The following is a 25122-nucleotide window of genomic DNA, read 5'->3' on the forward strand; positions in this document are numbered from 1 at the left end:
GGAGTGAACCCACATGGGTATGAAGGACCAGTTCCAGGAGAAGTCGGGCCGGCGGCCCGAGCAGGCCGAGGAGAAGATGGGCCAGGCCCGCGAGAAGGCCGGCCAGCGCGGTCAGCAGGACCGCCAGGGCCGCCAGAACCGCCAGGGCCAGCAGCCCGAGCGGAGCGGCCGGAACCACCGTGACATCGAGGACACGGAGCAGCAGGTGGAGGACCGCTTCGACCAGGACTACGACGCCTAGTCGCCGCGCCCGGCTCCGGCCGGACCGACGTGGGGTGCCCTTCTTCCCGAAGGGTGCCCCGCGCCGGTGTGCGGGGGAGGGCCCGTCAGGAGGGCCTCCTCGGGGGCAGTTTCGGGCGGGACCTGTCCGGGACGTCGCGGTAGCCCGGTGGTGCCGCCGCGGGGCCGGCCTCCAGGAGGTCCAGGGCCAGCCGGACGGCGTCGGCCAGCTGGGCGTGGCGGCCCTCCGCCCAGTCCAGCGGTGTGCGCGTGATGTCCAGGTCCGGGGCGACGCCGTGGTTCTCGACGGACCAGCCGTAGGCGTCGAACCAGGCCGCGTTCATCGGGACGGTGATGACCGTGCCGTCGCCCAGCCGGTGCCGGCCGGTCATGCCGACGACCCCGCCCCAGGTGCGCTGGCCGACCACCGGGCCGAGCCCCAGCACCTTGAAGGCCGCCGTGATCATGTCGCCGTCGGACGAGGTCGCCTCGTCGGCCAGGGCAACCACCGGGCCCCGGGGGGCGTTCGAGGTGTACGACACCGGTTGCGCGTCCCGGGTCAGGTCCCAGCCCAGGATCTTCCGGGTCAGTTTCTCGATGACGAGTTCGCTGATGTGCCCGCCCGCGTTGCCGCGCACGTCCACGATCAGCGCGGGCCGGGAGACCTCCATGCGCAGGTCGCGGTTGAACTGGGCCCAGCCGGAGCCGCCCATGTCCGGGATGTGCAGGTAGCCGCACTTGCCGTCGCTCAGCTCCCGGACGACCTGGCGGCGTTTGGCCACCCAGTCCTGGTAGCGCAGCGGGCGTTCGTCGACGAGCGGGACGACGGCGACGCGCCGTGCCCGCCCGGCCTCGCCCTCGGCGGGGGTGAACGTCAGCTCCACGGTCGTACCGCCGGAGCCGGCGAGCAGCGGGTAGGGGCCGGTGACCGGGTCGACCGGTCGGCCGTCGATGTGGGTGAGGACGGCGCCCTCGCGGATGCCCGTGCCGGCCAGCGGTGAGCGGGCCTTGGAGTCGGAGGAGTCACCGGGCAGGACGCGCTTGAGCAGCCAGCGGCCGTCGCGGCGGACGAGGTTGGCGCCGAGGAGGCCCTGCCGGCGCTGGTAGTGGGCCGGGCCCTCGTTGCGGCGGGCGGCGGTGACGTAGGCGTGGGAGGTGCCGAGTTCGCCGAGGACCTCGCGGAGCAGGTCCGCGAACTCGTCGGGGGAGGCGACCCGTTCGACGAGGGGTCGGTACTGGGCGAGCACCGCGTCCCAGTCGATGCCGCACATGCCCGGGTCCCAGAAGTAGGCGCGGGTCAGGCGTCCCGCCTCGTCGTAGGCCTGGCGCCATTCGGCGGGCGGGTCGGCCTCGTGCAGGATGCGGCGGGAGTCGATCCAGACGGTCGTGTCGCTGTCGCCGGTCTCGGTCGACGGCACGGCCCGCAGGTCGCCCTCGTCGACGACGACCAGCCGGGTGCCGTCGCCGCTGACGGCGAACCAGTCGAGGTGGCCGACGAGTTCGGACTTCTTCGCCTTGCCGATGCCGAAGTGTTCGAGGGTCGGGCGGCCGGTGGTGTCGTCCGGGCTGGCGAAGGTCTCGCCGAGCGCGCCGGAGATCGGCCAGCGCAGCCAGACCAGGCCGCCGCCGGCGACCGGGTACAGCGCGGAGTACTTGGAGGCGATGACCGGGAACGGCGTGACCCGGCTCTCCAGCCCCTCCACCTCGACCGTCACCGTGCCGGCCTCGCCGGTGTCCTCGTCGTCCGCCGGCGGGTCGAGTCCGCCGGCGGCGGGGCGGCCCTCGGGGTTCAGGGCGAAGGGGGAGGGGGTCGCCGAGGAGAGCGGGACGAGGTACGGGCGGCAGCCGAGCGGGAAGGACAGGTCGCCGGTGTGGACGTCGTACACCGGGTCGAAGCCGCGCCAGGAGAGGAAGGCGAGGTAGCGGCCGTCGCGGGTGAACACCGGGTTCTCGTCCTCGAAGCGGCCGTTGGTCACGTCCACGATGAGCCGGTCCTTGATCCGGGCCAGCTTGATCTGGCGCAGGGTGCGGCCGATGCCGGGGTGGGACCAGGTGAGCCAGGAGCCGTCGGGGGAGAAGGCGAGGTCGTGGACGGGCCCGTTCCCGGACCGCACCAGCTCGGTCACCCGCCCACCCGGATCACCGCCCTCTCCGTCTTCCTCGGTCTCCGGCACGCCGATCAGCAGCAGCCGCCCGTCGTGCGAGGCGACGGCCAGCCGTTCCCCCCGCGGGTCACAGACCAGCTCCCGGACGCGGCCCAGCGCACCGGAGGCGAGCCGGCGCGGTGGGCGGTCGCCGGTCGCGCGGGGCAGGTGGGCGATCTCGACGGCGTCCTCGCCCTCGGCGTCGGTGACGTAGGCGACCTGCCCGGTGGAGCCCAGCATCTCCGGCAGTCGTACCCGGACGCCGGGCGTGTCGGTGATGGTGCGGGCGGGGCCGTCGCGGTGGGTGAGCCAGTACAGGCTGCCGCGGACGACGACGGCACTGGCCCGGCCGGTCTCGTCCACGGAGATGCCGTCGATCTCCTGCGCGGCCGGCACCTGGTGGCGGCGGCGGCCGGTGCGCGGTCCGGCGAGCCGGACGTCGAGCCGGCGCGGTACGCCGTCGGGGGAGAAGTCGTCCACCAGCCACAGGTCGCCCGCGCACTGGTAGACCACGCGGTTGCCGTCGCCGGCGGCGTGCCGGGCGTAGAAGGTGTCGTGGTCGGTGTGGCGGCGCAGGTCGGTGCCGTCGTAGGCGCAGGAGTAGAGGTTGCCGACGCCCTCGTGGTCGGAGAGGAAGGCGATCCGGCCGGCGACGAACACGGGGGAGGACAGATGGCCGCCGAGGTCCGGCAGGAGCCGCTGCCCGTGCAGCCACAGCCGGCCCATGGCGCCGCCGCGGTACCGCTTCCAGGCGGCCGGTTCGTGCGGCGGGGTGCCGGTGAGCAGCAGTGTCCTGCGCTCGCCGGCGAGGTCGGCGGCCTGGATGTCGGCGACCGGCCCCCAGGGCAGCCGTCCGCCCGGATCGCCGTCGGCGGGGACCTTGTAGGCCCAGGTGAAGTGCGAGAAGGGCTGACCGTGGGAGGCGACGGCCAGGATGCCGGTGGTGCCGTCCGGGTCGGGAGGCGTCCAGCCGCACACCTGGGTGTCGGCGCTGCCCCAGTACGTCAGCTGCCGCGCGGGCCCGCCGTCGACGGCGACCAGGTGGATCTCGGGGGCGAGGCTGCGCCAGCTCGTGTACGCGATGTGCAGGCCGTCGGGCGAGAAGCGCGGGGGCCCGGTCTTGGTGCGGTCCACGGTGACCCGCCATGCGCGGTCCGGGGTGTCGAGGGGGGCCAGCCAGAGGTCGTCCTCGGCCACGAAACACAGCAGGTCGCCGCTGAGGTGGGGACAGCGCAGATAGCTCACCTCCCCATGCTTTTCCGGTCCCACGGCGCCAGCAACTCGTGAGCCCGTGCGGGCCGGGTCCTTACGGGTCCTTCACCTTCGTGACCCAGTACACGTACGAAACAGTTTCGTTTCGCTTGTGGGCGGGGTATCTTCATGTGAGTACGACGACGAAAGTCCCGGAAGCGGGGAAGGTGACAGGCATGACCGAAGTCGTCCCGACGGCGCGTCGCAGCCGGATCACCCCCGAGCGCGAGGCCGAGCTGTACGAGGCCGTGCTCGACCTGCTCCGGGAGGTCGGCTACGACGCCCTCACCATGGACGCCGTGGCCGCCCGCACCCGGTCCAGCAAGGCCACGCTCTACCGCCAGTGGGGCGGCAAGGCCCAGCTGGTCGTCAAGGCACTGCGGCACGGCAAGCGGGCCCACGCGGAGGACATCGACACCGGTTCCCTCCGCGGCGACCTGCACGCCCTCGTGGCGCTGGAGGACGACTGCACCATGGAGCGGAACTCCGCGCTGATGCGGGGCGTCGCCATGGCGATGCACCACAACGACGATCTGCGCGAGGCCTTCCGGGACCAGATGGTCGACCCCGAGATAGGCGGGTTCCGGCAGGTGCTGCAACGCGCGATCGACCGGGGCGAGGTCCGCCCGGACTGCCCGGCGATCGAGTTCCTGCTGCACATGATGGTCGGCGGCTTCGCCACCCGGGCCCTGCTGGACGACCAGCCGCCCACCCAGGCCTTCCTCACCTCGTACATCGACGCCGTGGTCCTCCCCGCCCTCGGCGTGCAGACCGACTGACACTCCCCTCGAACCAGCCTGAAACCAGCCTCCCTCTGACGTCACCGCTCACGTCGTCGGGCTGATCGCCCCTGCCCAGCTGAATCCACGACCTGACCGGGAGTACGCCTCCGTGGCCACGTTCCTCTACAAACTCGGCCGGCTCGCCTTCCGGCGACGCCACTTCGTCGCCCTACTGTGGGTCGCCCTGCTCACCCTCGCGGGGGTGGGCGCCGCCTCCGCGCCGGCGGCCGGCAACACCTCCTTCTCCATCCCCGGCACGGAGGCCCAGAAGGCCTTCGACCTGCTGGAACAGCGCTTTCCCGGCATGAGCGCCGACGGCGCCACCGCCCGGGTCGTCTTCAAGGCCCACGACGGCGGGAAGATGACGGACGCCGGCACCAAGGCGACCGTCGAGAAGACCGTCAAGGAGCTGGGAAGCGGCTCCGAGGTCGCCTCCGTCGCCGACCCGTACCGCGGCCACGCCGTCAGCAGGAACGGCACCGTCGCCTACGCCTCGGTGAAGTACAAGGTCTCCGGCATGGAACTCCAGGACTCCTCCCTGGACGCTCTCAAGGCCGCCGCCCAGCACGCGCGGGACGCCGGACTGACCGTCGAGGTCGGCGGCGACGCGCTGAACGCGACACCCGAGACCGGCTCCAGCGAGGTCATCGGCATCGCGATCGCCGCCGTCGTCCTCGTCATCACCTTCGGCTCCCTGCTCGCCGCCGGGCTGCCCCTGCTGACCGCGCTCATCGGCGTCGGCATCGGCGTCTCCTCGATCACCGCGCTCGCCAGCACCCTGGACCTCGGCTCCACCACCTCCACCCTGGCGACGATGATCGGCCTCGCGGTCGGCATCGACTACGCCCTGTTCATCGTCTCCCGCTACCGCGCCGAACTCGCCGAGGGCCGCGAACGCGAGGAGGCCGCCGGCCGCGCCGTCGGGACCGCGGGCTCCGCGGTGGTCTTCGCCGGCCTGACCGTCGTCATCGCCCTGGTCGGCCTGTCCGTCGTCGACATCCCCATGCTCACGAAGATGGGTGTCGCCGCGGCGGGCACCGTCGCCATCGCCGTCCTGATCGCCCTCACGCTGATCCCCGCGCTGCTCGGCTACGCCGGCCGCAAGGTCAAGCCGACCGGTGAGAAGAGCAGGCTGCTCGGCGGCGGCCGGGCCCCGAAGAACCCCGGCCGCCCCAACATGGGCACCCGCTGGGCCCGCTTCGTCGTCCGCCGGCCGGTCGCCGTCCTGCTGCTCGGCGTGGTCGGACTCGGCGCGGCGGCCCTGCCGGCCACCTCCCTGGAGCTGGGTCTGCCCGACGACGGCTCCCAGCCCACCTCCACCACCCAGCGCCGCGCCTACGACCTGCTGTCCGAGGGCTTCGGCCCCGGCTTCAACGGCCCGCTGATGGTTGTCGTCGACGCCAAGGGCAGCGCCGACCCCAAGGCCGCCTTCACCGAGGTCGGCGACGAGATCAAGGGCCTGAAGGACGTCGTCACGGTCACGCCGGCGGCGCCCAACAAGACCGGCGACACCGCGACCATCACCGTCGTACCCGACTCCAAGCCGTCCTCCGCGACGACCGAGGAACTGGTGCACGCCATCCGTGACAAGGGCACGGACATCGCGCGGGACACCGACTCCACGGTCCTCGTCACCGGCTCGACGGCGATGAACATCGACGTCTCCCAGAAGCTCAACGACGCCCTGCTGCCCTACCTCGCCCTGGTCGTCGGCCTGGCCTTCCTCCTGCTGATCGTGGTGTTCCGCTCGGTGCTGGTCCCGCTGAAGGCGGCCCTCGGCTTCCTGCTGTCGGTACTCGCCGCCCTCGGCGCCGTCGTCGCCGTCTTCCAGTGGGGCTGGCTGTCCGGCCTGATGAACGTCGAGCAGACCGGCCCGGTCATGTCGATGATGCCGATATTCATGGTGGGTGTCGTCTTCGGGCTCGCCATGGACTACGAGGTGTTCCTCGTGACCCGCATGCGGGAGGCGTACGTCCACGGCGAGAGCCCCGGCCAGGCCGTGGTGACGGGCTTCCGGCACGGCGCGCGCGTCGTGACCGCCGCCGCCGTCATCATGATCGCCGTCTTCTCCGGCTTCATCGGCTCCAGCGAGGCCATGGTCAAGATGATCGGCTTCGGCCTCGCGATCGCCGTCTTCTTCGACGCGTTCGTCGTCCGCATGGCCATAGTCCCGGCCGTCCTGGCCCTCCTCGGCCGGCGGGCCTGGTGGCTGCCGAAGTGGCTCGACCGCGCGCTGCCCAACGTCGACGTCGAGGGCGAGGGGCTGCGCGGCGCCGCCGACCCCGACGCGGAGAAGGAGCTGGTACGCGCCTGACGTACCGCGGCGGAAACGGCCGGTGAGGGTGCCCACGACAACGGGACAGCACCCTCACCGGCCTTCTGTTGTCCCGCCTCTGTCCGGGCTACTGCCCGCGTCGTACGGGTCCAGTTGCCGACAGCCCCGCACCTCCGCTCAGCGAGTCTTTCGTATGATTCTGCGGTCAGTTGAGGGCGAGATGCCGACTTGGTGGGGGATACGGCATGGGGGCACCAGGCACAAGCACGAGTGAGAACGGCGCTCCCGACCTGCGGGTGTCGTCCGAGGGCCTGACCAAGCTCGCCGGCGACCTCGGCGAGATGCAGGACCACCTCGACAAACAGATCAAACGCATGGACGAACTCGTCGACCGTATCGAGGCCGGCTGGCGGGGACCGGCGGCAACGGCCTACCGGGAGTTCCATCGTGCTGCCGCGGGCGACGCCGTCCGTATCCGGGAAGTGGTTAAGGGCCTGGAGGAAGCCGTTCGGATGAGCCGTGACGGCTTCAGCGCCGACGATCTGCGTGTGCTCGAACAGATGCGTCGGATCCACGTGGATGTCGACAGCGAAGTCGACAAGCTCTCCACGCAGGATGCGGGAGCGGCCGACGGTGTGGCTCGCCCGCGCAGCAACCTGGACGGTTTCTGACGTTCGCAGCGCCACACGCCGGCCTCGTGAACCCGGTCACCGACTCCAAGGGGGAAATCATGTCGTCCGGTGCCGACGGCGACCACATCTCTGTCTCGTTCGCCACGCTGCATGAACTGGCCGCCGAGCTGGAAGACATCCTCAAACAGCTCAACGGCAAGCTGGACGACCTCTATGAACGCGTCGAACCGGTCGTCCTGTCCTGGAAGGGCGAAGCCCGCGAGGTCTTCGTCGAGAAGCTCGACGAGTGGGACCGCTCTGCGCAGGACCTTCAGGCGGCACAGAAGTGGCTGCACCAATACGTCACCACCGGCCACGCCAATTACGCGGCAGCGCACAAAGCGGTCCTGCGTGGCTGGGGAGCCGCCTGATGGCCACCCCGGCGGCCCCCGGGCACGGCGCGATCGATGTGACGCCATCGGTCCTCTACCAGGTCTCCTCGAACGTGGCGGGCCAACAGGACCCTCTCGACCGGGGCATCAAGGCGTTTGTCGACGAGTTGGCACGGTACCCCGACGGCGGCGGCAACGGCTCGGCCATGAAGGACTTCACCCAGACCTACGTGAGAGTCGCCAATCGATTTCTCGAGGTGTGGGCCAAGGCCGTGGTGAGCGTCGGTGGCGCCGGCGTCGGATTCACCAGCACTGCCAACAACTACGCCGCGGCTGACGCCGCCACGCACCCTTCATCAACAGGTGCGCCGCTGCGCCCCCTTCCGCATGTGATCGACACACCACCCGCGTACGGGCCGGTCACCGATTTCAAGTGGGGGGACTTCGACGCCGGCCAAGACTTCGCGCAAAAGGCCCTGGAAGGGCTGGAGGCAGTAGTTCTCGCCATCCTGCGTCCTCTGCTGGAACACGAGTGCCGTTGGGGCAAGGCGGCGAAGATCCTCCCGCTGCCCAATCACCTCCAGCTGTACAAGGTCTCTGAGACCTGGAGGATGCCGCAGACCACGCTCGGCATGGTGGACGGGATGCTGACCAGCTTCATCGGCGGCATCACCGACCAGTCCAACCAGGAGTGGTACGACGCCATGCGGCAGTTCTGCAGCACGCTGTGGGGCACGTCCGCCTGGGGGAAGACCCGAGACGGTTACGACTGGGCGAACGACGGCGCGCGCAAGAAAGGCACCAGCCACCCGGTCTTCGCCGTCCTGTTCGACACCTGTGATGCCATGGTCGATGCCGTGTACAACGTGGCCCAGGCGGCGGAAGACGTTCGTGACGACCTGCACCGGATCTATCGACAGGCCGTGCTGGACAGCATCAAGCAGCTCGATCCGCGAGAATTGGACGTCACGGACGCCAAGAGCCTGGTCAAAGGGCTGTGGCACGTGGGCAAGGGCCTGGTGGCGGACGTGTCGGTCGGTATCGTCCTCAACATCGACGAAGGCGCCATGAACGACGCCGTCGCCACCTACGACAACCGGGTCCATCGTCAGGCACGAGGCATCAAGGATCTGATGTCGGCGCTGGACGAGGCTTATACGAGTGCGCCGACGTTCCATGCGGAATCCGCCAGAGCCGAGGCGTTCGGTGCGCGGGCCCTGACCGACTTCAAAGGAAACCCGCTGTACACCGTGTCTGGCGACAGTGAGGCCAGCCACGTCTACCCGATCGACCTGGCGAATCAAGAGGGAATTCACGGCAGCCACGTCATCGATAAGCATGTGGGCAAGACCGACGAGCAGTTGGCGCAGCGACTCAGGGATCAGTCGTCAATTCCTGCTGCTTCCAGCTTCACCGATCTGGCGGGCGCGCAGAAGTACACACAAGACACGGTGGAATATGTGGGCTCGTCGGTTAACTCGAACCGGCAGAACGAAGGTGTGGACAACCCGGCAAAAATCAGGAAATGGCTCTCGAGGCCGCGCGCCGATAATTCCATTCTGAAGTTGGATCCGGTGGAGTTCAATTCTGTGACCGGGCGTACCATTACGTCTGCGGACCCGAGAGCGGGTGCGGCACGGGATGCGCATTCGGTGGAAGTCGTACTCAAGTACAAGAACGGGCTTCACCCACCCTACGTGGTCTACACGTCCATGCCCAGACTTCCGTGAGAACACCAGGGGAGGACCTGTGACGATAAGGAAGGCAGACCTGCCGCCGTGCGCACGGGGGCGTTTTGACGAACGCCAGGCCTTTGTCGCGCTCGTGGCCCGAGGTGGCGCGGACTGGCGCGACACGGTGATGGAAGTGATTCAGGGGAATCCCGTACTCCGGCAGGTCGACCGCCAGGAGTTGCGGGACAGTCTCCTGGAGGTCTCACCCGGCCAGGCCGTCGAGCTGGCCGGGCTGATCTCGGTTGGATCTCTTCTGTACGGCCCTTGTGTATCCCTTCGCGCACCGGATGACGAACGCGACGCCTGTCTCCGGGAGCTCTTGCGGGCCGTGGGGAACGGCGCACGTTTCTTCACCAACCACGGGCATGCGGAAGACGGTGAGGAGGGTGACTTCCTGGCCTCGTCCTTTCACGCCAACGTTCTCGCCGCGACCACCATTGACATCTGTCTGGTCGGGGTGTCGGACGAGAACGTCCTGGTTCTCTGGCGTTTCGAGGATGACTAGCTGTTCGCAATCACCCGACCGCCGCCCTCAAAGCTCCCAGGAGAGGACCGAAGATGCGCACCCGTTCCGCGACGTACCCCGACCGCGAGACCGCCCAGTGGGCCACCCAGCAGGTCGTCACCGCCAATGAGCAGCTGATCCACCGCTGGCTCGCCCGGTCGACACGCTCGCGCCTGACCATCGAGGCATCCTGGCCGTCCCGGCGCGAGCCGGTCGGACGCGTCCTGCTGCAGGCGATGATGCTGGCCGGGCGGGAGCCCGTCGATGTTCGGGCCGCCCGCGTCACTCTGAAGCGGGATGCCTCCCTCCCACACGGCTTCGCCGTTCACGCCACCTTTCCCGTCTATCTGTAGCGATCGCAGAGGCTGACCCCCGTGCCCCTGAGCCCCCTCGAACACGACCGCCGCTATGGCGAGCTCGACCAGGTCATGCGCGCCTACCTCGGACATCCGGCGGACGACACCCCGGACAGGCCCGGCGCAGCCCTTACCGCGTACCTCCGGCAGACCTGGCACAGCCGACCGTGGGCTCTGGCCATCGCCGAGCGACAGTTGCGTGACTACGCGGAGACTCCGCCGGGGCGGTTGCGGTTGCGACTCGGGGAGTTCTACGCCATCCCCGACACAGGCCTTGCGGAGGGCGAGATCCGACAGTGGCTCCTCTGCCTCGCCGACCACATCAAGCGCAGCATCGAGGCCGGCGAGGTCCCACCGCCGGCGATCCCTGCCACCCACTGGGAGTGGCAAGCCCGTTTTCCCGAACTGGGCCAGTTCCTCGGTGGCTGGTTCTCGCAGGACATGCCCGACGAGTTCACCGACCACGCCTCCGCCGTCGAGGACTATCGGGTGTCGACAGACCCGCATCTCGTCGCCCGGCTGATCGGGGAACTGCACGAACTCCTCGCGCTCGGTCTCGACGAGTCCGGTTACGCCGTCGCCGTCGCCGAGCTGGGCATGGAGGTCGACCCCCCGGCCCCCTACTCACCGGACGCCTGGCTCGCGCTTGTCGCCGACCTGCTCATCGGGCCCGGACCGGGCTGATGGTGCACGCCGGGTAGGGGGACGGGCGGCGCCGACATGGCGGGCCGGGGTGCTGTGGCGCACCCTGGGAGGAGTGGTTCTCGGAGGTGGTTCTCATGATGCACACCGTTGTGGGATGGCACGTCGAGCTGGAGTTCATGGAGGACGATCAGCACACACGCGCGGTGGCCATGGTGCGCCTGCCCGACGGCAGCGAGGTACGGGCGCACGGCCGCGCCAGCCGGCACCGCGTGGACGCGAACCAGCCCCGGGTCGGCGAGGAGGTCGCCGGTGCCCGGGCGCTCAATGAGCTGGCCATGCGGTTGCTGACCAAGGCCCACGAGGAGATCGACGAGGACTCCGGGCGGATCTCGCACCCGATCAACGTGTGACGGTCAGCGGGCGAGCACCACCGTGCGCAGGGCGCGGACCAGCGCCTGCGCCCTCGGGTCCGCCGTCACGCTCTTCCGGAAGCCGTTGGTCACGTAGCCGAAGGCGATGCCGGTGTCCGGGTCGGCGAACGCGAGGGCGCCGCCCCGGCCCGGGTGGCCGAAGGAGCCGGGGGAGAGCAGCGGCGACGCGGCGCCGTGCAGCATGTAGCCGAGGCCGAAGCGGGTGTTCACCACCAGGACGCGGTCCGCTCCGGCCGACTGTTCGGCGCGGGCCAGTTCCGTCGTCCCGGGGGTGAACAGACGCGTGCCGCCGTCCACCTCGCCGATCAGCGAGGCGTAGAAGCGGGCCAGCCCGTCGGCGGTGGCGATGCCGTTGGAGGCGGGCAGGGCGGCGGCACGGTAGGCGGGATCGTTCTCGTCGGGCAGCGGGGTGATCGCGGCGAACGCGCGGCGGGTCAGGGAGTCCGGGTCGGCGTAGGCCTCGGCCACCGCCCGCTTGGGACGCGTCCTGAGGCCACCGGCGGTCGCGGGCGCGTCCAGCGGGCCGACGCGGCCCACCCGTGCCTGCTCCGGCTCCGGCAGGCCGAGCCACAGCTCCGCGCCGAGCGGCCCGGCGATCTCGTCGGCGATCCACTCGCCCACGGGGCGGCCGGTGACCCGGTGGAGCAGTTCGCCGGTGAGCCAGCTGTAGGTCTGGGCGTGGTAGCCGTGGTCCGTGCCGGGCTCCCACACCGGGGCCTGGGCGGCGACGGCCGCGGCGCCGAGGCCCGGGTCGGCCGCCTCGGCGGGAGTCAGCGGGCGGTCCAGGACGGGCACGCCCGCGCGGTGCGCGAGCAGGTGCCGGACGAGCGTGTGTTCCTTGCCGGCCGCCTTGTACTCCGGCCAGTACGTGCCGACCGGGGCGTCCAGGTCCAGTTCACCGCGCTGGTGCAGGAGCAGCAGCGCGGCGGCGGCGACGCCCTTGGTGGCGGAGCGCACGATCTGCGCGGTCCCGGCCTCCCAGGGCGCAGCGCCGGCCGGGGCGTCCGCGGCGGCCGGGGCGTCGATGTCTCGGGTGCCCGCCCACAGGTGGGCGACCCGGTGTCCATCGCGGTAGACGGTGACGGCCGCGCCGCGCTCGCCGAGCTGCGCGAAGTTCGCTGCGAACGCCTCCCTGACCGGCTCGAAGCCCTCGGCCACAGTGCCGTGCACGTCCACGCCCGCCGTCCCTTCCCTCGCCTGCGACAGTGGTGCAACGTCGGCTGCGGATCTGCGATTCCTCGGTGGTGGCGGGCTGGAGCGTGAGGTGCCTCTCAGCCCGGCGCTCACGCGCCCGTCGTGACGGACCTCGGGTCGAAACCGAACGGCAGTTCCAGCCGGTGTGCCCGCATCAGCGTGTCGTCGGAGAGCAGCTCGCCGGTCGGGCCGTCCGCCACGATCACGCCGTCGCTGAGGATCAGGGAGCGCGGGCACAGTTCCAGCGCGTACGGCAGGTCGTGGGTGACCATCAGCACCGTGACGTCCAGGGAGCGCAAAATGTCGGCGAGTTCGCGGCGGGAGGCCGGATCGAGGTTGGAGGACGGCTCGTCCAGGACCAGGATCTCCGGTTCCATGGCGAGCACGGTGGCCACCGCGACACGGCGGCGCTGGCCGAAGGACAGATGGTGCGGGGGCCGGTCGGCGAATTCCCGCATGCCGACCTGTTCCAGCGCGGTGCGCACCCGCTCCTCCAGCGCGGCCCCCTTCACCCCGGCGGCGGCCGGCCCGAACGCCACGTCCTCCCGCACGGTCGGCATGAACAGCTGGTCGTCCGGGTCCTGGAAGACGATGCCGACCTTCTGCCGGATCGCGGCCATGTGCCGCTTGCCGACGGGCAGCCCGGCAACGGTCACCGTGCCGGTGCCGCCGCCGAGGATGCCGTTGAGGTGCAGCACCAGCGTGGTCTTGCCGGCGCCGTTCGGGCCGAGGAGCGCGACCCGTTCGCCGCGGGCGAGGGAGAAGTCCACGCCGAACAGGGCCTGGTGCCCGTCCGGGTAGGCGAAGGCGAGGCCGGAGACCTCCAGAGAAGCAGTCACAGTACCCATCCCAGCAGACAGACGACGAGGGCGGCGCAGGGGAGGGTGAGGGCGTGCCGCCACTGTGCGCGGGACGCGCTCACCTCGTCGATGACCGGCATCGCGCCGGCGTATCCCCGGCTCACCATGGCCAGGTGGACGCGCTCCCCGCGCTCGTAGGAGCGGATGAACAGCGCGCCGGCGGACTTGGCGAGCACGCCCCAGTGCCGCACGCCCCTCGCCTCGAAGCCACGCGACTCACGGGCGATCCGCATCCGGCGCATCTCGTCCGTGATGACGTCGCCGTAGCGGATCATGAAGGACGCGATCTGCACGAGCAGCGGCGGAAGCCTCAGCCGCTGGAGCCCGAGCAGCAGTTCGCGCAGTTCGGTGGTGGCGGCCAGCAGCACGGAGGCGGCGACGCCGAGAGTGCCCTTGGCGAGTACGTTCCAGGCGCCCCACAGCCCGTTCACGCTGAGCGAGAGCCCCAGCACGTGCACCCGTTCGCCCTCCGCGACGAACGGCATGAGCACCGCGAACGCGACGAACGGCACCTCGATCAGCAGCCGTCCGAGCAGGAAACGGGCGGGCACGCGGGCGTGGTACGCGACGGCGGCGAGCAGCACGGCGTACCCGGCGAACGCCCACATCGCCTCGCGCGGGGTCGACACGACGACCACCACGAACAGGAACGTGGCGGCGAGCTTGGTGTGCGGCGGCAGGGCGTGCACGGGCGAGTGCCCGTGCCGGTAGAGCTTGTGCGCGTGTCCGGCGCCCACGTCAGACGGCCGTGTTCGCGGGGGAGACGGCGTCGGTGCGTCGCCTGCGCACCGCCCAGAACACCGCGCTGCCCGCGACGACCGTGACGCCGACACCGATGACACCCGCGAGGCCGCCGGACAGCCGGGCGTCCTTGACGTCCTTGACGCCGTAGTCGGCGAGCGGCGAGCCGGACGCGGCGTGCTTCTCGGCCTTCGCGTCGATCCCCTTGTCGTGCGCGACCTTCTCCAGGCCGTCGGGGCTGGCGGAGGCGTAGAAGCTGACGAAGCCGGCGAGGACGAGGGAGGTGACGAGGCCGGTCACCCACAGCGTGCGCCGCGAGGTGCGCGCCGCCACGGGCGCCGCGGGAGCCGGCGCGTCCACCAGCACGCCGTCCACGCGCAGCCGGAGCCGCTGGTGCAGGCCGCGCGCGCCGTGCACCAGGTCGGGCCGTACGGCGATGACGGCGCCGACGGTCAGCGCGGTGATGACCGCCTCACCGATGCCGATCAGCACGTGGACGCCGATCATGGCGGTCGCGACCTTGCCGAGGGAGACGTCGGTGGTGCCGCCGACCGCGTAGATCAGGGTGAAGGCGACCGCGGCGGCCGGCACGGACACCAGCGCGGCGACGAAGGAGGCGACGGTCACCGAGCGCCGCTTGCGGGGCAGCACGGCGAGCAGGCCGCGGAAGACGGCGTAGGACACGACGGTGGTGACGATCGCCATGTCGGTGATGTTCACGCCGAGCGCGGTCAGCCCGCCGTCGGCGAACAGCACGCCCTGCATGAGCAGCACCACCGACACGCACAGCACGGCGGTGTACGGGCCCACGAGTATCGCGGCGAGGGCGCCGCCGAGCAGATGGCCGCTGGTGCCGCCGGCGACGGGGAAGTTGAGCATCTGTACGGCGAAGATGAACGCCGCCACGAGACCCGCGAGCGGCGCCGTCCGCTCGTCGAGTTCGCGGCGGGCGCCGCGCAGGCTCACCGCGAGGGCGCCGGCGGCGACCACTGCGGTGACCGCGGAGGTGGGGGCGTCGATGAATCCGTCAGGTACGTGCACCGTACGATTTTAGGCCCTTGTTGCGAATGCTTTGCAAGAGAGAGCCGGTCTCGTTTCTCGCCGGGGCGGGATCCGGAAAGTGTGCGACTCTGGATGGAAAGCGGATGCACAGCTTTCGCATACGTCACGTTGCGTGAGAGGGCGGTCCGATGTCGGTAGTCGAACAGTACGCGCGCGCCCACATCATCACGGACGAGGAGGACCCGGGGTCCGTACCCGTCATGCTGCGCTACGACCCCGACAGCGACCCCCGGTCCGTCCGCGTCGGCCTTCCCGGACCGCACGAGTGGACCTTCTCCCGCGCCCTCCTCGAGCGCGGGCTGCGGACGCCGGCCCAGAGCGGCGACGTCCGGGTCTGGCCCTGCGGACGCGTCCAGGCCATCGTCGAGTTCCACACCGACCACGGCGTCGAAGTGGTGCAGTTCGAGTCCAGGACGCTGATCAGGTTCCTGCGCCGGACGTACACCGCCGGGCCCGTGCGGATCTGACCGGCCGGCTCAGCCGCCCGTCCGCAGCAGCGTCGCCACGATCGGACCGGCCGTGTCGCCGCCGTGGCCGCCCGCCTGGACCACGCCCGCGGCGGCGAGGTCGCCCCGGTAGGCGGTGAACCAGCCGTTGGGCTTCTTCTGCCCGTCGACCTCCGCGGAGCCGGTCTTCGCGCCGTAGTCCGGGCCGAGGCCCGACATGGCCTCGGCGGCGGTGCCGGAGGCGGCCGTGTACCGCATCAGCTCGCGCAGCTGGGACAGCGTCCCGGCCGGCAGCCGGCGGGACGCCTTGGCCAGCGTGCGGTGGTCCACGGCCGGGGACACCAGGTAGGGCTGGTGGAAGGTGCCCGATCTGACCGTGGCGGCGACCGAGGCCATGTTCAGCGGGTTCATGCGCACCCCGCCCTGCCCGATCAGCGAGGCCGCCATCTGGGCCGCCGACTGCACCGGCACCGAGCCGTCGAAGGTGGGCACGCCGATCGCCCAGTTGTTCATGGACAGGCCGAAGACCTGCTGGGCCTGCCGGGTCAGGTCGTCGTTCTTCAGCTTCTTCGCCTGGCTGACGAAGGCGGTGTTGCAGGAGCGGGCGAAGCTCGCCTTGAACGTGCCGCCCTTGATCTGGAAGTCGTCGTCGTTGTGGAACTTCCAGCCGCCGTAGGTGACCGTCTTCGGACAGGGGTGCGTCCGGTCCGCGGCGGCCAGACCCTTGTCGATCAGCAGCGAGGAAGTGATGATCTTCATCGTGGAGCCGGGCGCGAGGGAGCCCTGGAAGGCGGTGTTGAAGCCGTGGCCGCTGTTGGCGACGGCGAGGATCTCACCGGTCGAGGGGCGCAGGACGACCACCGAGGCACGCGCGCGCCGGGCCACCTGCCGCTCGGCCGACGTCTGGAGCGCCGGGCTGAGCGTCGTCCGCACCGTGCCCGCCGTGCCCTCGCTCAGCTCCGCCAGCGTCTTGTCGGACAGCTCGGCCGCCCTGGACGCCTTGCCGCGCACCACGCGCAGCTCGACGCCGGCGGTGCCGCCCGCCTTCTTGCCGTACTTCTCCCGCAGTCCGTCCAGCACCGTGCCCAACGACGGGTACCGGGCGGCCGTCACCTCGCCGCCGTCGCGGTCGAGCGCCCTGACGGGCGGGGTGCCGGACGCGCCGGTGACGAGCGTGTCGCCGTCCCGCAGGTCCGGGTGGACCACGCAGGCGTGCCAGTCGACCAGCGGCCTGCCGTCGCTCGCCCGGCGCACGACGGTGAGCGAACTGCCGTAGGACAGCGGCTTGCTCCGGTGCCGGTAGGCCACCGTCGCCCTGACCGAGAAGGGCACCGCGGCGCCCTTCGCCGGGCCGGGGGTGAGGGTGACGTCCGTCAGGTGGGCGTCCTTGCCGTAGCCGGTGAGCAGCCTGCCGGCCGCGGACGGGTCGTCGGTGGCGGCGGCGGCCTCGGAGATCCTGCCCCGCTGCCAGGCGGTGAGGAAGCGGGTGGAGGCCGTGCGGACCTCCGCGGCGGTGAGCGGGCCGGTCCGTACGGGCTTGTGGCCACCTGTGGCGGCGGACCGCTCGTCGGCCGCGGCTCCGCCGCCGTAGAGCGCGTAGGCACCGAACGCGGCGCCGCCGACCACCACGGCGATCATCCCGCCGAGTACGGCCGGACGGGTCCTCCGTCGCTCGGCGACACGCCTTCTCTTGCCCACGGCCTGACTTCCTCCGCACCTTCCTCAGGCTGCCCGCAGCCCTCACACGTCCTGACGATCACATTCACCTTAGAGTCCCCGTTTCCGCGGGTGACATCAGCCGGCGTTCCGTAGCAGGCTTGCGACAATCGGACCGGCCGCGTCGATACCGTGGCCGCCGTCCTCGACCATCGCCGCCGCGGCCACGTCGTCGCGGTAGCCGGTGAACCAGCTGTCCGGCCTGGCCTCCCCGTCGACCTCCGCCGAACCCGTCTTCGCGCCCACGTTCCCGCTCAACCCGGCCATCACACCCGCCGCGGTACCGCTGCGCGCGGTGCGGTTCATCATGGCGCGCAGCTGCGCGACCGTGCCCGGCGACAGCCCGCGCGCGCGTGCCGGTGTGCGGCCGTCCAGGGCGAGCGGCACGAGCACCGGCTGCCGGAAGGTGCCGGTCATCGCGGTCGCCGTGACGGAGGCCATGTTCAGCGGACTCATCTGGACCTGGCCCTGACCGATCAGCCCGGCCGCCTTGTCGGAGCCGCCGGCGGCGGGCACCCGGCCGTCGAAGGACGGCACGCCGATCTGCCAGTTGTTCCGCCCGAGCCCGAACCGCTCCTCCGCCTCCCGGGTGAGGGTGTCCGGCTTCACCTCGTCCGCGAACTTCACGAACGCGGTGTTGCAGGAGCGGGCGAAGCTGTCGGAGAGGGTCGCGTGCTCGTCCGGCGTCAGGCCCTTGAGGTTGCGGAAGGTCTGGCTCATCGAGACGGCGGACGCCGGACAGGGGGCCGGGCCGTTCGCGGTGGTCCTGCCGGTGTCGATGAGGGCCGCCGCACTGATGATCTTCATGGTGGAGCCGGGCGCGCGTTCACCGAGCAGGGCCGCGCCGAAACCGTCGTTGCGGTGGTCGGCGACGGCCAGGATCTCGCCGGTGCTCGCCCTGACGGCCACGACGGAGGCGTCCGGGTACCTCCCCACGGCCGTCTCTGCCGCCGCCTGCGCCTTCGCGCTGAACGTCGTACGGAGCCTGCCCGGCCTGCCCTTGACGAGGGTGAGCAGTGGCGTGTCGGCCCGGCCCGCGCCGTCCGCGCCCGCATGACGGATGGCCAGCTCCACGCCGGCCCGGCCGCCCGCCTTGTCGCCGTACCGCTTGCGCAGCTCGTCCAGCACGGGGCTGAGGGACGGGTACTTCTGCTTCGTCAGCACGCCGTTGTCGCGGTCCACGGCCTCGATCGGCGGGGCGGCCGACTCGCCGGTCACCAGCGTGTCCCCCTTGCGCAGCCGCGGATGCACCACGGACGGCTGCCAGTCGACCAGCGGGCGGTGCGAGGTCTTCCCGCGTACGACGGTCAGCCTGCTGCGGTAGGCGAGCGGTCGCGACGTGCCGTCGTAGGACACCGCCGCCGTGACCGTGAACGGCACGGTCCTGCCGGCGGCCGTGCCGGGGGTGACGCGCACCCTGGTGATGTGCGCGTCGCCGCCGTAGGCCGTCAGCAGCTGCCGGGCCGCCTCCGGGAAGTTCGTGTACGAGGCGGCGGTCGCCGCGTCGCCCTTCTCCCAGGCGGCGAGGAACCGCGCCGTCGTCTCCCTGACCTCGGCGGCGCCGGGCGGCCCGGTCCTGACCGTCGCGCTGCCGCCGTCGTCGCCGTCCAGAGCGGTCAGCACGTTGTACGCCCCGTAACCGGCACCGCCCAGCACCACCGCGCACACGCCGCCTATGACCCCGGCCTTGACTCCCCTGCGCACCGCGCGCTCCTCCCCGTGTCCCCGTCGGGCCGCTGCCGCACCCGGTTTCCTGAACGCGTTCAAAAACAGGTTGCCGCAGGCACTCTATGCGGTGGGGAAGCCATCACGACGAATCTTGTCGAAACCGTGACTCAGACCCAGGTGTCCAGCCACATCCGGGACCGCCAGGAGTCGACCGGGATCGCCGTGCCCGTGTACAGGGGCCAGAAGTAGATGAAGTTCCAGGCGATCAGCAGGACCAGGACGCCCGCCGCCGACGCGCCGACCACTCGGCGGGTGTCGCTCGAGCCCGGTGGGCCGATCACCGCCCCCGTCATCATGGCCACCGCCAGGCACAGGAAGGGCAGGAAGACGACCGCGTAGAAGAGGAAGATCGTCCGCTCCTGGTACAGGAACCAGGGGAGGTAGCCCGCCGCGATGCCGCAGGCGATGGCGCCGGCCCGCCAGTCCCGGCGGAACGCCCACCGCCACAGGACGTAGACCAGCGCGAAGCAGCCCGCCCACCACAGCAGCGGCGTGCCGAGCGCGAGGACCTCGCGGGCGCACTTCTGGCCCGCGTCCACGGGGCAGCCGTCGGCGCCGGGGGAGGGTGACTCGTAGAAGTACGACACCGGGCGGCCCAGCACGATCCAGCTCCACGGGTTGGACTGGTACGTGTGCGGCTGCGACAGGTGCAGGTGGAACTCGTACACCTCGTGCTCGTAGTGCCACAGGCTGCGCAGCCAGTCCGGCAGGAAGGACCAGGTGCCGCCCTTGCCCTCGGTGGCCGCCCAGTTGCGGTAGTAGCCACCGGTGCCGTCGGCCGCGGAGAGGATCCAGCCCGTCCAGGAGGCCACGTAGACGACGAGGGCCACCGGGACCGTCGCGACGAAGGCGAGGCCGGTGTCGTACTTGAGGACGGCGGCGTACGGGCGGCGGGCGCCCGCCACCCTGCGGGTGCCGACGTCCCACAGGACGGTCATCACACAGAAGGCGGCCAGCACGTACAGGCCGTTCCACTTCGTGCCGACGGCCAGGCCCAGCATCAGCCCGGCCGCCCAGCGCCAGGGCCGCAGGCCGAAGCGGAAGGTGTCGGCGACGTGCCCGTCCGGGCGGACCCGGCCGTCCGGGTCCACGGGCAGCGCGGCGGCCAGCCGCTCCCTGGCCCGGTCCCGGTCGACGACCAGGCAGCCGAACGCGGCCACCACGAAGAACATCAGCACCCCGTCGAGCAGCGAGGTCCGGCTCATCACGAAGTGCAGCCCGTCCACCGCCATCAGCGCGCCCGCGAGGCAGCCCAGGAACGTCGAGCGGAACATCCGGCGCCCGATCCGGCACAGCAGCAGCACGCTCAGCGTCCCCAGCAGTGCCGTCATGAACCGCCAGCCGAACGGGTCGAACCCGAACACCAGCTCGCCCAGCCCGATGACGTACTTGCCGACCGGGGGATGCACGACGTACGAGGGATCCGTCGGGAGCCCGATCCGGTCGTGCTGGTGCAGCACCAGGTCGTTGGCGGTCTTGCCGTACTTGTCCCAGCTGACCTCGAAACCGCGGTGGACGATCGCCCACGCGTCCTTCGCGTAGTACGTCTCGTCGAATATCACCTCATCCGGCCGGCCCAGGTTCCAGAACCGCATCAGGCCCGCCATCAGCGTCACCAGCAGCGGCCCGCCCCAGCCCGACCAGCGGGCGATCCGGTCGGCCAGGACCGGCGGCACGCCGAACACCCGCCACAGCCGGGGGCTCGGCTCGGCGTACGGCGGCACCAGCCGGTCACGTACGTCGCCCGTGGGCGCGTCCGCGGGCGGCGCGTACCCGAAGCGGCGCAGCCGCTGCTGCCACGACGGCCGCCGGTCGTGCGGCGCCTGCCCCTGCCGGAGGTCCATGGAGGACGCGGTACTGGTCACCGCGCCATCGTAGGGAACCGCGCTGTGCGAGTCCCGTGCAAGCGCGGTACCGGTAGGGACACGGTCGCCCTCCCCGGCCGCCGGGCGCCCTGAGCCGGCCCCGCGACTCCTGGGAGGATGGGGGCGTGACTGGAACCCTTGTCCTCGCAGGTACCCCCATCGGCGACGTCGCGGACGCGCCGCCCCGGCTCGTCGCGGAACTGGCCGGCGCCGACGTCGTCGCCGCCGAGGACACCCGGCGGCTGCGCCGGCTCACCCAGGCGCTGGGCGTCACGCCCAAGGGCCGCGTGGTCTCCTACTTCGAGGGCAACGAGTCCGCACGCACACCGGAGCTGGTGGAGGACCTGCTCGGCGGGGCGCGCGTCCTGCTGGTGACCGACGCCGGCATGCCGTCGGTGTCCGACCCCGGGTACCGGCTGGTCGCCGCCGCCGTCGAGCGGGACATCCGGGTCACCGCCGTACCCGGTCCGTCCGCCGTGCTCACCGCGCTCGCCCTGTCCGGGCTGCCCGTCGACCGGTTCTGCTTCGAGGGCTTCCTGCCGCGCAAGGCCGGCGAGCGGCTGTCCCGGCTGCGCGAGGTCGCGGACGAACGGCGGACCCTCGTCTACTTCGAGGCCCCGCACCGGCTCGACGACACCCTCGCCGCCATGGCCGAGGTCTTCGGCGCCGGCCGGCGGGCCGCCGTCTGCCGCGAGCTGACCAAGACCTACGAGGAGGTGCGGCGCGGCCCGCTGGAGGAGCTGGCGCGGTGGGCCGCGGAGGGCGTGCGCGGCGAGATCACCGTCGTGGTCGAGGGCGCCCCCGACACCGGACCCGAGGAGGTCGGCCCGGCGGAGCTGGTCCGCCGGGTGCGGGACCGGGAGGAGGCGGGCGAGCGCCGCAAGGAGGCCATCGCGGCCGTCGCGGCGGAGGCGGGGCTGCCCAAGCGGGTGGTCTTCGACGCCGTCGTCGCCGCCAAGCGCGCCGGGGAATGAGCCGGTCCGTGCACTTCACGCCCCATGGGACGGCAAAGGGCTGACGAGCCGGGCAAAGCCCACGCGCCTCATCCGCGGTGCTTGGGCAAGCCCGGTCCAAATCGACTCCAACACTCGGCAGACCCCATGCGTTCAGGCCGCCGGCGCAGTCCACTGGTCGCAAGACGCACCCGTCCACAAGGGAGCTGGCATGAGTGAGATCACAGGGGGGACCGGCCTCCACGGCACGGCCACGGCGGTCGTTCACGAGTCGTACTCGTTCGCCTGCATGCGCTGCGGGCACGGGTGGGAACAGTCGTACGAGATAGAGCACCACACGGACGCGCGGGGGGAGAGGTTCGTGCGGTACGTGGCCGACGGGCGGATCGTGCCGTCGCCGCTGAGCCGGCCGGGCTGCCAGAACTGCGACAGCCACGTCGTCCGGATCATGCGCGCGGGCCAGGTCTCCTCGGTGCGCGGCGCGGCCGGGCGGCAGCACCACCGGGTGCCGCAGGCGGGCCCGGCCGAGGCGCCGCAGGTGCCCGGGCAGGGCGCACCGGCCCGGCAGCCGCACCACTGGCACCTGTCCGACCTCCTGCACCCGTTCCAGCGCAGGGCCAGCTGACCGGATCACCGGCCCGCACGGGGCCGCCCCTTTCGTAGGATCGGGGCATGCCTTCGAACACCGGCCGCGGCTCCACGGACCACCGAAACGCGGCACCACCGCTTCCGGCACCCCTCCAGGTGCCCGTCGCCGACTCGCACACCCACCTCGACATGCAGTCCGGCACCGTCGAGGAGGCTCTGGCGAAGGCCGCGTCGGTGGGCGTCACGACGGTCGTCCAGGTCGGCTGCGACATCAAGGGCTCGCAGTGGGCCGCCGAGACCGCGGCGGCGTTCGAGCCCGTCCACGCCGCCGTCGCCCTCCACCCCAACGAGGCCCCGCGGATCGTCCACGGCGACCCCGACGGCTGGTCCCGGCAGGGCGCCCGCACACCGGGCGGCGACGCGGCGCTGGACGAGGCGCTCGCCGAGATCGACCGGCTGGCCGGGCTGCCCCAGGTGAAGGGCGTCGGCGAGACCGGCCTGGACCACTTCCGCACCGGGCCCGAGGGCAAGGCCGCGCAGGAGCGGTCCTTCCGCGCCCACATCGAGATCGCCAAACGGCACGGCAAGGCGCTCGTCATCCACGACCGCGACGCCCACGCCGACGTCCTGCGCATCCTGAAGGAGGAGGGCGCCCCCGAGCGCACCGTCTTCCACTGCTACTCCGGCGACGCCGAGATGGCCGGTATCTGCGCCCGCGAGGGCTACTACATGTCCTTCGCCGGCAACGTCACCTTCAAGAACGCCCAGAACCTGCGGGACGCGCTCGCCGCCGCCCCGCTGGACCTGGTCCTCGTGGAGACCGACGCGCCCTTCCTCACCCCGGCGCCTTACCGCGGACGGCCCAACGCCCCGTACCTCGTCCCGGTCACGGTCCGTGCCATGGCCGCCGTGCGCGGCACCGACGAGGACACGCTGGCGGCGGCCCTGAGCGCGAACACCGCCCGCGCCTTCGGTTACTGACCCACCCGCCGGCCGCGACACGCTGTAGTCGCTCCGCTTTGGAGAGTGACCGGCACTCGGCTAGGTTCTGGGGGCCCGATCCGGACCCCTGTGGCCTTCTGGAGCGTGTCGGCGTGAGCAACTCCCAGTACGAGACCGAAGAGGCGTACGGCCCCTCGGGCGCGCCGCCCGGCGCGCCCGGCGGCGCGTGGCCCGGCCTGCACGACGCGAAGACGGTGACGTACGGGGTCCAGCTCCCGGTCCCGGTGTACGGGGTGGCGTACGACGACACCTACCGGCCCGCGTACGAGGCCCGGACGCCCCCACCCCCGGCGGCACCCATCCCCATGCTGCCCACACCCACGCTCACGCCCGCGCTCGAGCCGGGCGCGCACGCCGGTACGGACGGGCGGGTCACGCGCCGGCGCAGGGCCCGCTCCACCGGGCGTCCGGACTCCGCGATGCGCCGCCTGCTGCCGCGCGCACTGGTCGTGGCCTTCCTGGCCGGCGGCACCACCGCCTTCGTCGCCGAGGACAAGGCCGTCGACCTGAGCGTCGACGGCCGGCAGCGCGTCCTGCACACCTTCGCCGACGACGTGGGCGAACTGCTCACCGAGGAGGGCGTACGGGTGGGAGCGCACGACATGATCGCGCCCACCCCCGGCGCGTCCCTCCACAGCGGCGACGCGGTCGCGGTGCGGTACGGCCGCCCCGTCCGGCTCACCCTGGACGGCCGCCCGCGCGAGGTGTGGACGACGGCGCACACGGTCGAGGGCGCGCTGGACGAGCTGGGAGTGCGCGCCGAGGGCGCCTACCTGTCGGCCTCCCGCTCCCGGCCCATCGGACGCACCGGGCTCGCCCTCGACGTGCGCACCGAGCGCGCCGTCACCGTCCTCGCGGACGGCCGGACCCGGACCGTCCGCACCAACGCGGCCACCGTCCGGGAGGCGGTCGAGGAGGCCGGGATCACCCTGCGCGGCCAGGACACCGTCTCCGTCCCGCCGGACAGCTTCCCCCGCGACGGGCAGACGGTGACCGTGCTGCGGATCAGCGGCGTCCGGGAGGTCCGCGAGGAGCAGATCCCGTTCGGCGTCCGGCGCGTCGAGGACCCCACCCTGTTCCGGGGCACCGAGGTCATCGTCCGGCCCGGGCGGCCCGGACTGCGCCGCACCACCTACCTGCTGCGCACCGTCAACGGGGTCCGGGAGAAGCCCCGCCGGGAGCGGACCGAGGTGGTGCGCAGGCCGCGCCGGCAGGTGGTGCGGGTGGGCACCAGAGCGCGGCCCGCCTCCGTGCACGGCGCCGACCACCTCAACTGGCGCGGCCTCGCGGCCTGCGAGTCCGGCGGCCGACCGCACGCGGTCGACCCCTCGGGGACGTACGGCGGCCTGTACCAGTTCGACACGCACACCTGGCACAGCCTCGGCGGCAGCGGGCGCCCGCAGGACGCACCGGCACAGGAGCAGACGTACCGCGCGAAGAAGCTGTACATGAGCCGCGGCGCGACCCCCTGGCCGCACTGCGGAGCACGCCTGCACACCTAGGCCCTCTCGTTCGGATCATGCCGGGCTCGCGGGTCCGGCCTGATCCGAACGAAAGACCCCAGCCGGCGCGGGGCGCCCGCGGGCCGGGCGACAAGGGTGGGGGCGGACGCCTGGTGAGAGG

At 71.8% G+C, this 25122-nt stretch carries 23 protein-coding genes; 15 read left to right on the forward strand and 8 right to left on the reverse strand.

The features are described 5' to 3' along the window. The first annotated feature begins 13 nt into the window (after nt 1-13). Complete coding sequence (locus ACF1BE_RS12670) at nt 14-241, forward strand: hypothetical protein (protein ID WP_392198999.1); 228 nt, start codon at nt 14-16, stop codon at nt 239-241. Nucleotides 242-326: 85 nt separating this feature from the next. Here ACF1BE_RS12670 and ACF1BE_RS12675 read toward each other — a convergent pair whose 3' ends face one another. Next, nucleotides 327-3608 (reverse strand): S41 family peptidase, encoded by a 3282-nt coding sequence (locus tag ACF1BE_RS12675; protein ID WP_392199000.1) that lies wholly within the window; start codon nt 3606-3608, stop codon nt 327-329. Nucleotides 3609-3790: 182 nt separating this feature from the next. Here ACF1BE_RS12675 and ACF1BE_RS12680 point away from each other — a divergent pair, with 182 nt between their 5' ends. From ACF1BE_RS12680 to ACF1BE_RS12720, 9 genes are all read left to right on the forward strand, one after another. Continuing rightward, nucleotides 3791-4393 carry a TetR/AcrR family transcriptional regulator gene (locus tag ACF1BE_RS12680; RefSeq protein ID WP_392199001.1) on the forward strand — a complete coding sequence of 201 codons (603 nt, stop codon included), beginning with the start codon at nt 3791-3793 and terminating at the stop codon, nt 4391-4393. Between the two features lie 112 nt (nt 4394-4505). Next, entirely contained in the window at nt 4506-6710 is a 2205-nt protein-coding gene (locus ACF1BE_RS12685) for an MMPL family transporter (protein ID WP_392199002.1), read from the forward strand. 206 nt (nt 6711-6916) lie between these two features. After that, nucleotides 6917-7342, forward strand: coding sequence for a WXG100 family type VII secretion target (locus ACF1BE_RS12690; RefSeq protein ID WP_392199003.1), 426 nt, complete (start codon nt 6917-6919; stop codon nt 7340-7342). 59 nt (nt 7343-7401) lie between these two features. Then, nucleotides 7402-7713: a WXG100 family type VII secretion target gene (locus ACF1BE_RS12695; RefSeq protein ID WP_392199138.1), complete on the forward strand. Its 312-nt coding sequence runs from the start codon at nt 7402-7404 to the stop codon at nt 7711-7713. After that, nucleotides 7713-9404, forward strand: a complete 1692-nt coding sequence (locus ACF1BE_RS12700) for an RNase A-like domain-containing protein (protein ID WP_392199004.1) — start codon at nt 7713-7715, stop codon at nt 9402-9404. Before ACF1BE_RS12695 ends, ACF1BE_RS12700 begins: the two co-directional genes overlap by 1 nt. A 19-nt stretch (nt 9405-9423) precedes the next feature. Beyond that, nucleotides 9424-9912 carry a hypothetical protein gene (locus ACF1BE_RS12705; RefSeq protein ID WP_392199005.1) on the forward strand — a complete coding sequence of 163 codons (489 nt, stop codon included), beginning with the start codon at nt 9424-9426 and terminating at the stop codon, nt 9910-9912. A gap of 53 nt (nt 9913-9965) precedes the next feature. Next, on the forward strand, nt 9966-10265 hold the full coding sequence (locus ACF1BE_RS12710; protein ID WP_392199006.1) for an RNase A-like domain-containing protein: 300 nt from the start codon (nt 9966-9968) through the stop codon (nt 10263-10265). Between the two features lie 21 nt (nt 10266-10286). Then, a complete protein-coding gene (locus ACF1BE_RS12715; protein WP_392199007.1) occupies nt 10287-10952 on the forward strand; it encodes a contact-dependent growth inhibition system immunity protein in 666 nt (221 codons plus the stop codon). Between the two features lie 95 nt (nt 10953-11047). Then, complete coding sequence (locus ACF1BE_RS12720) at nt 11048-11323, forward strand: DUF1876 domain-containing protein (protein ID WP_392199008.1); 276 nt, start codon at nt 11048-11050, stop codon at nt 11321-11323. Nucleotides 11324-11326: 3 nt separating this feature from the next. Here the strand turns inward: ACF1BE_RS12720 and ACF1BE_RS12725 are convergent, their stop codons facing one another. The 4 genes from ACF1BE_RS12725 to ACF1BE_RS12740 all read right to left on the reverse strand — a co-directional run bounded on the left by ACF1BE_RS12725 (nt 11327) and on the right by ACF1BE_RS12740 (nt 15180). Continuing rightward, nucleotides 11327-12520 carry a serine hydrolase domain-containing protein gene (locus ACF1BE_RS12725; protein WP_392199009.1) on the reverse strand — a complete coding sequence of 398 codons (1194 nt, stop codon included), beginning with the start codon at nt 12518-12520 and terminating at the stop codon, nt 11327-11329. Nucleotides 12521-12627: 107 nt separating this feature from the next. Beyond that, nucleotides 12628-13386, reverse strand: coding sequence for an energy-coupling factor ABC transporter ATP-binding protein (locus ACF1BE_RS12730; protein WP_392199010.1), 759 nt, complete (start codon nt 13384-13386; stop codon nt 12628-12630). Beyond that, entirely contained in the window at nt 13374-14135 is a 762-nt protein-coding gene (gene cbiQ, locus ACF1BE_RS12735; protein ID WP_392199011.1) for a cobalt ECF transporter T component CbiQ, read from the reverse strand. Before cbiQ ends, ACF1BE_RS12730 begins: the two co-directional genes overlap by 13 nt. Before the next feature lies 1 nt (nt 14136). Beyond that, the gene (locus ACF1BE_RS12740) at nt 14137-15180 is read right to left on the reverse strand and encodes an energy-coupling factor ABC transporter permease (RefSeq protein WP_392199012.1); all 1044 of its coding nucleotides are present in this window, start codon (nt 15178-15180) and stop codon (nt 14137-14139) included. Nucleotides 15181-15329: 149 nt separating this feature from the next. On the opposite strand from ACF1BE_RS12740, the gene ACF1BE_RS12745 reads away from it, so the two are divergent. Next, nucleotides 15330-15668 carry an SsgA family sporulation/cell division regulator gene (locus ACF1BE_RS12745; protein ID WP_392199013.1) on the forward strand — a complete coding sequence of 113 codons (339 nt, stop codon included), beginning with the start codon at nt 15330-15332 and terminating at the stop codon, nt 15666-15668. 9 nt (nt 15669-15677) lie between these two features. Here the strand turns inward: ACF1BE_RS12745 and ACF1BE_RS12750 are convergent, their stop codons facing one another. The 3 genes from ACF1BE_RS12750 to ACF1BE_RS12760 all read right to left on the reverse strand — a co-directional run bounded on the left by ACF1BE_RS12750 (nt 15678) and on the right by ACF1BE_RS12760 (nt 20956). Further along, nucleotides 15678-17345, reverse strand: a complete 1668-nt coding sequence (locus ACF1BE_RS12750; protein ID WP_392199014.1) for a penicillin-binding transpeptidase domain-containing protein — start codon at nt 17343-17345, stop codon at nt 15678-15680. Between the two features lie 96 nt (nt 17346-17441). After that, entirely contained in the window at nt 17442-19067 is a 1626-nt protein-coding gene (locus tag ACF1BE_RS12755; RefSeq protein ID WP_392199015.1) for a penicillin-binding transpeptidase domain-containing protein, read from the reverse strand. 131 nt (nt 19068-19198) lie between these two features. Further along, nucleotides 19199-20956: a dolichyl-phosphate-mannose--protein mannosyltransferase gene (locus ACF1BE_RS12760; RefSeq protein WP_392199016.1), complete on the reverse strand. Its 1758-nt coding sequence runs from the start codon at nt 20954-20956 to the stop codon at nt 19199-19201. Between the two features lie 125 nt (nt 20957-21081). Here ACF1BE_RS12760 and rsmI point away from each other — a divergent pair, with 125 nt between their 5' ends. The 4 genes from rsmI (at nt 21082) to ACF1BE_RS12780 (ending at nt 25001) form a co-directional block, all read left to right on the forward strand. After that, nucleotides 21082-21930 carry a 16S rRNA (cytidine(1402)-2'-O)-methyltransferase gene (gene rsmI, locus ACF1BE_RS12765; protein ID WP_392199017.1) on the forward strand — a complete coding sequence of 283 codons (849 nt, stop codon included), beginning with the start codon at nt 21082-21084 and terminating at the stop codon, nt 21928-21930. Nucleotides 21931-22120: 190 nt separating this feature from the next. Continuing rightward, entirely contained in the window at nt 22121-22534 is a 414-nt protein-coding gene (locus tag ACF1BE_RS12770) for a hypothetical protein (RefSeq protein ID WP_392199018.1), read from the forward strand. A gap of 47 nt (nt 22535-22581) precedes the next feature. Beyond that, nucleotides 22582-23478: a TatD family hydrolase gene (locus tag ACF1BE_RS12775; RefSeq protein WP_392199019.1), complete on the forward strand. Its 897-nt coding sequence runs from the start codon at nt 22582-22584 to the stop codon at nt 23476-23478. A gap of 113 nt (nt 23479-23591) precedes the next feature. Further along, nucleotides 23592-25001: a ubiquitin-like domain-containing protein gene (locus ACF1BE_RS12780; RefSeq protein WP_392199020.1), complete on the forward strand. Its 1410-nt coding sequence runs from the start codon at nt 23592-23594 to the stop codon at nt 24999-25001. The last annotated feature ends 121 nt before the right edge of the window (nt 25002-25122 follow it).

Source organism: Streptomyces sp. NPDC014991 (assembly GCF_043080665.1).
GTDB lineage: Bacteria > Actinomycetota > Actinomycetes > Streptomycetales > Streptomycetaceae > Streptomyces.

Excerpts from the sequence above, each read along its gene's own strand:
- ACF1BE_RS12695 (WP_392199138.1), top strand. The coding sequence starts at position 7,402 with ATGTCGTCCGGTGCCGACGGCGACCACATCTCTGTCTCGTTCGCCACG.
- ACF1BE_RS12730 (WP_392199010.1), bottom strand. The coding sequence starts at position 13,386 with ATGGGTACTGTGACTGCTTCTCTGGAGGTCTCCGGCCTCGCCTTCGCC.
- ACF1BE_RS12775 (WP_392199019.1), top strand. The coding sequence starts at position 22,582 with ATGCCTTCGAACACCGGCCGCGGCTCCACGGACCACCGAAACGCGGCA.
- ACF1BE_RS12700 (WP_392199004.1), top strand. The coding sequence starts at position 7,713 with ATGGCCACCCCGGCGGCCCCCGGGCACGGCGCGATCGATGTGACGCCA.
- ACF1BE_RS12720 (WP_392199008.1), top strand. The coding sequence starts at position 11,048 with ATGATGCACACCGTTGTGGGATGGCACGTCGAGCTGGAGTTCATGGAG.
- ACF1BE_RS12745 (WP_392199013.1), top strand. The coding sequence starts at position 15,330 with ATGTCGGTAGTCGAACAGTACGCGCGCGCCCACATCATCACGGACGAG.
- ACF1BE_RS12710 (WP_392199006.1), top strand. The coding sequence starts at position 9,966 with ATGCGCACCCGTTCCGCGACGTACCCCGACCGCGAGACCGCCCAGTGG.
- ACF1BE_RS12770 (WP_392199018.1), top strand. The coding sequence starts at position 22,121 with ATGAGTGAGATCACAGGGGGGACCGGCCTCCACGGCACGGCCACGGCG.
- ACF1BE_RS12690 (WP_392199003.1), top strand. The coding sequence starts at position 6,917 with ATGGGGGCACCAGGCACAAGCACGAGTGAGAACGGCGCTCCCGACCTG.
- ACF1BE_RS12680 (WP_392199001.1), top strand. The coding sequence starts at position 3,791 with ATGACCGAAGTCGTCCCGACGGCGCGTCGCAGCCGGATCACCCCCGAG.
- ACF1BE_RS12670 (WP_392198999.1), top strand. The coding sequence starts at position 14 with ATGGGTATGAAGGACCAGTTCCAGGAGAAGTCGGGCCGGCGGCCCGAG.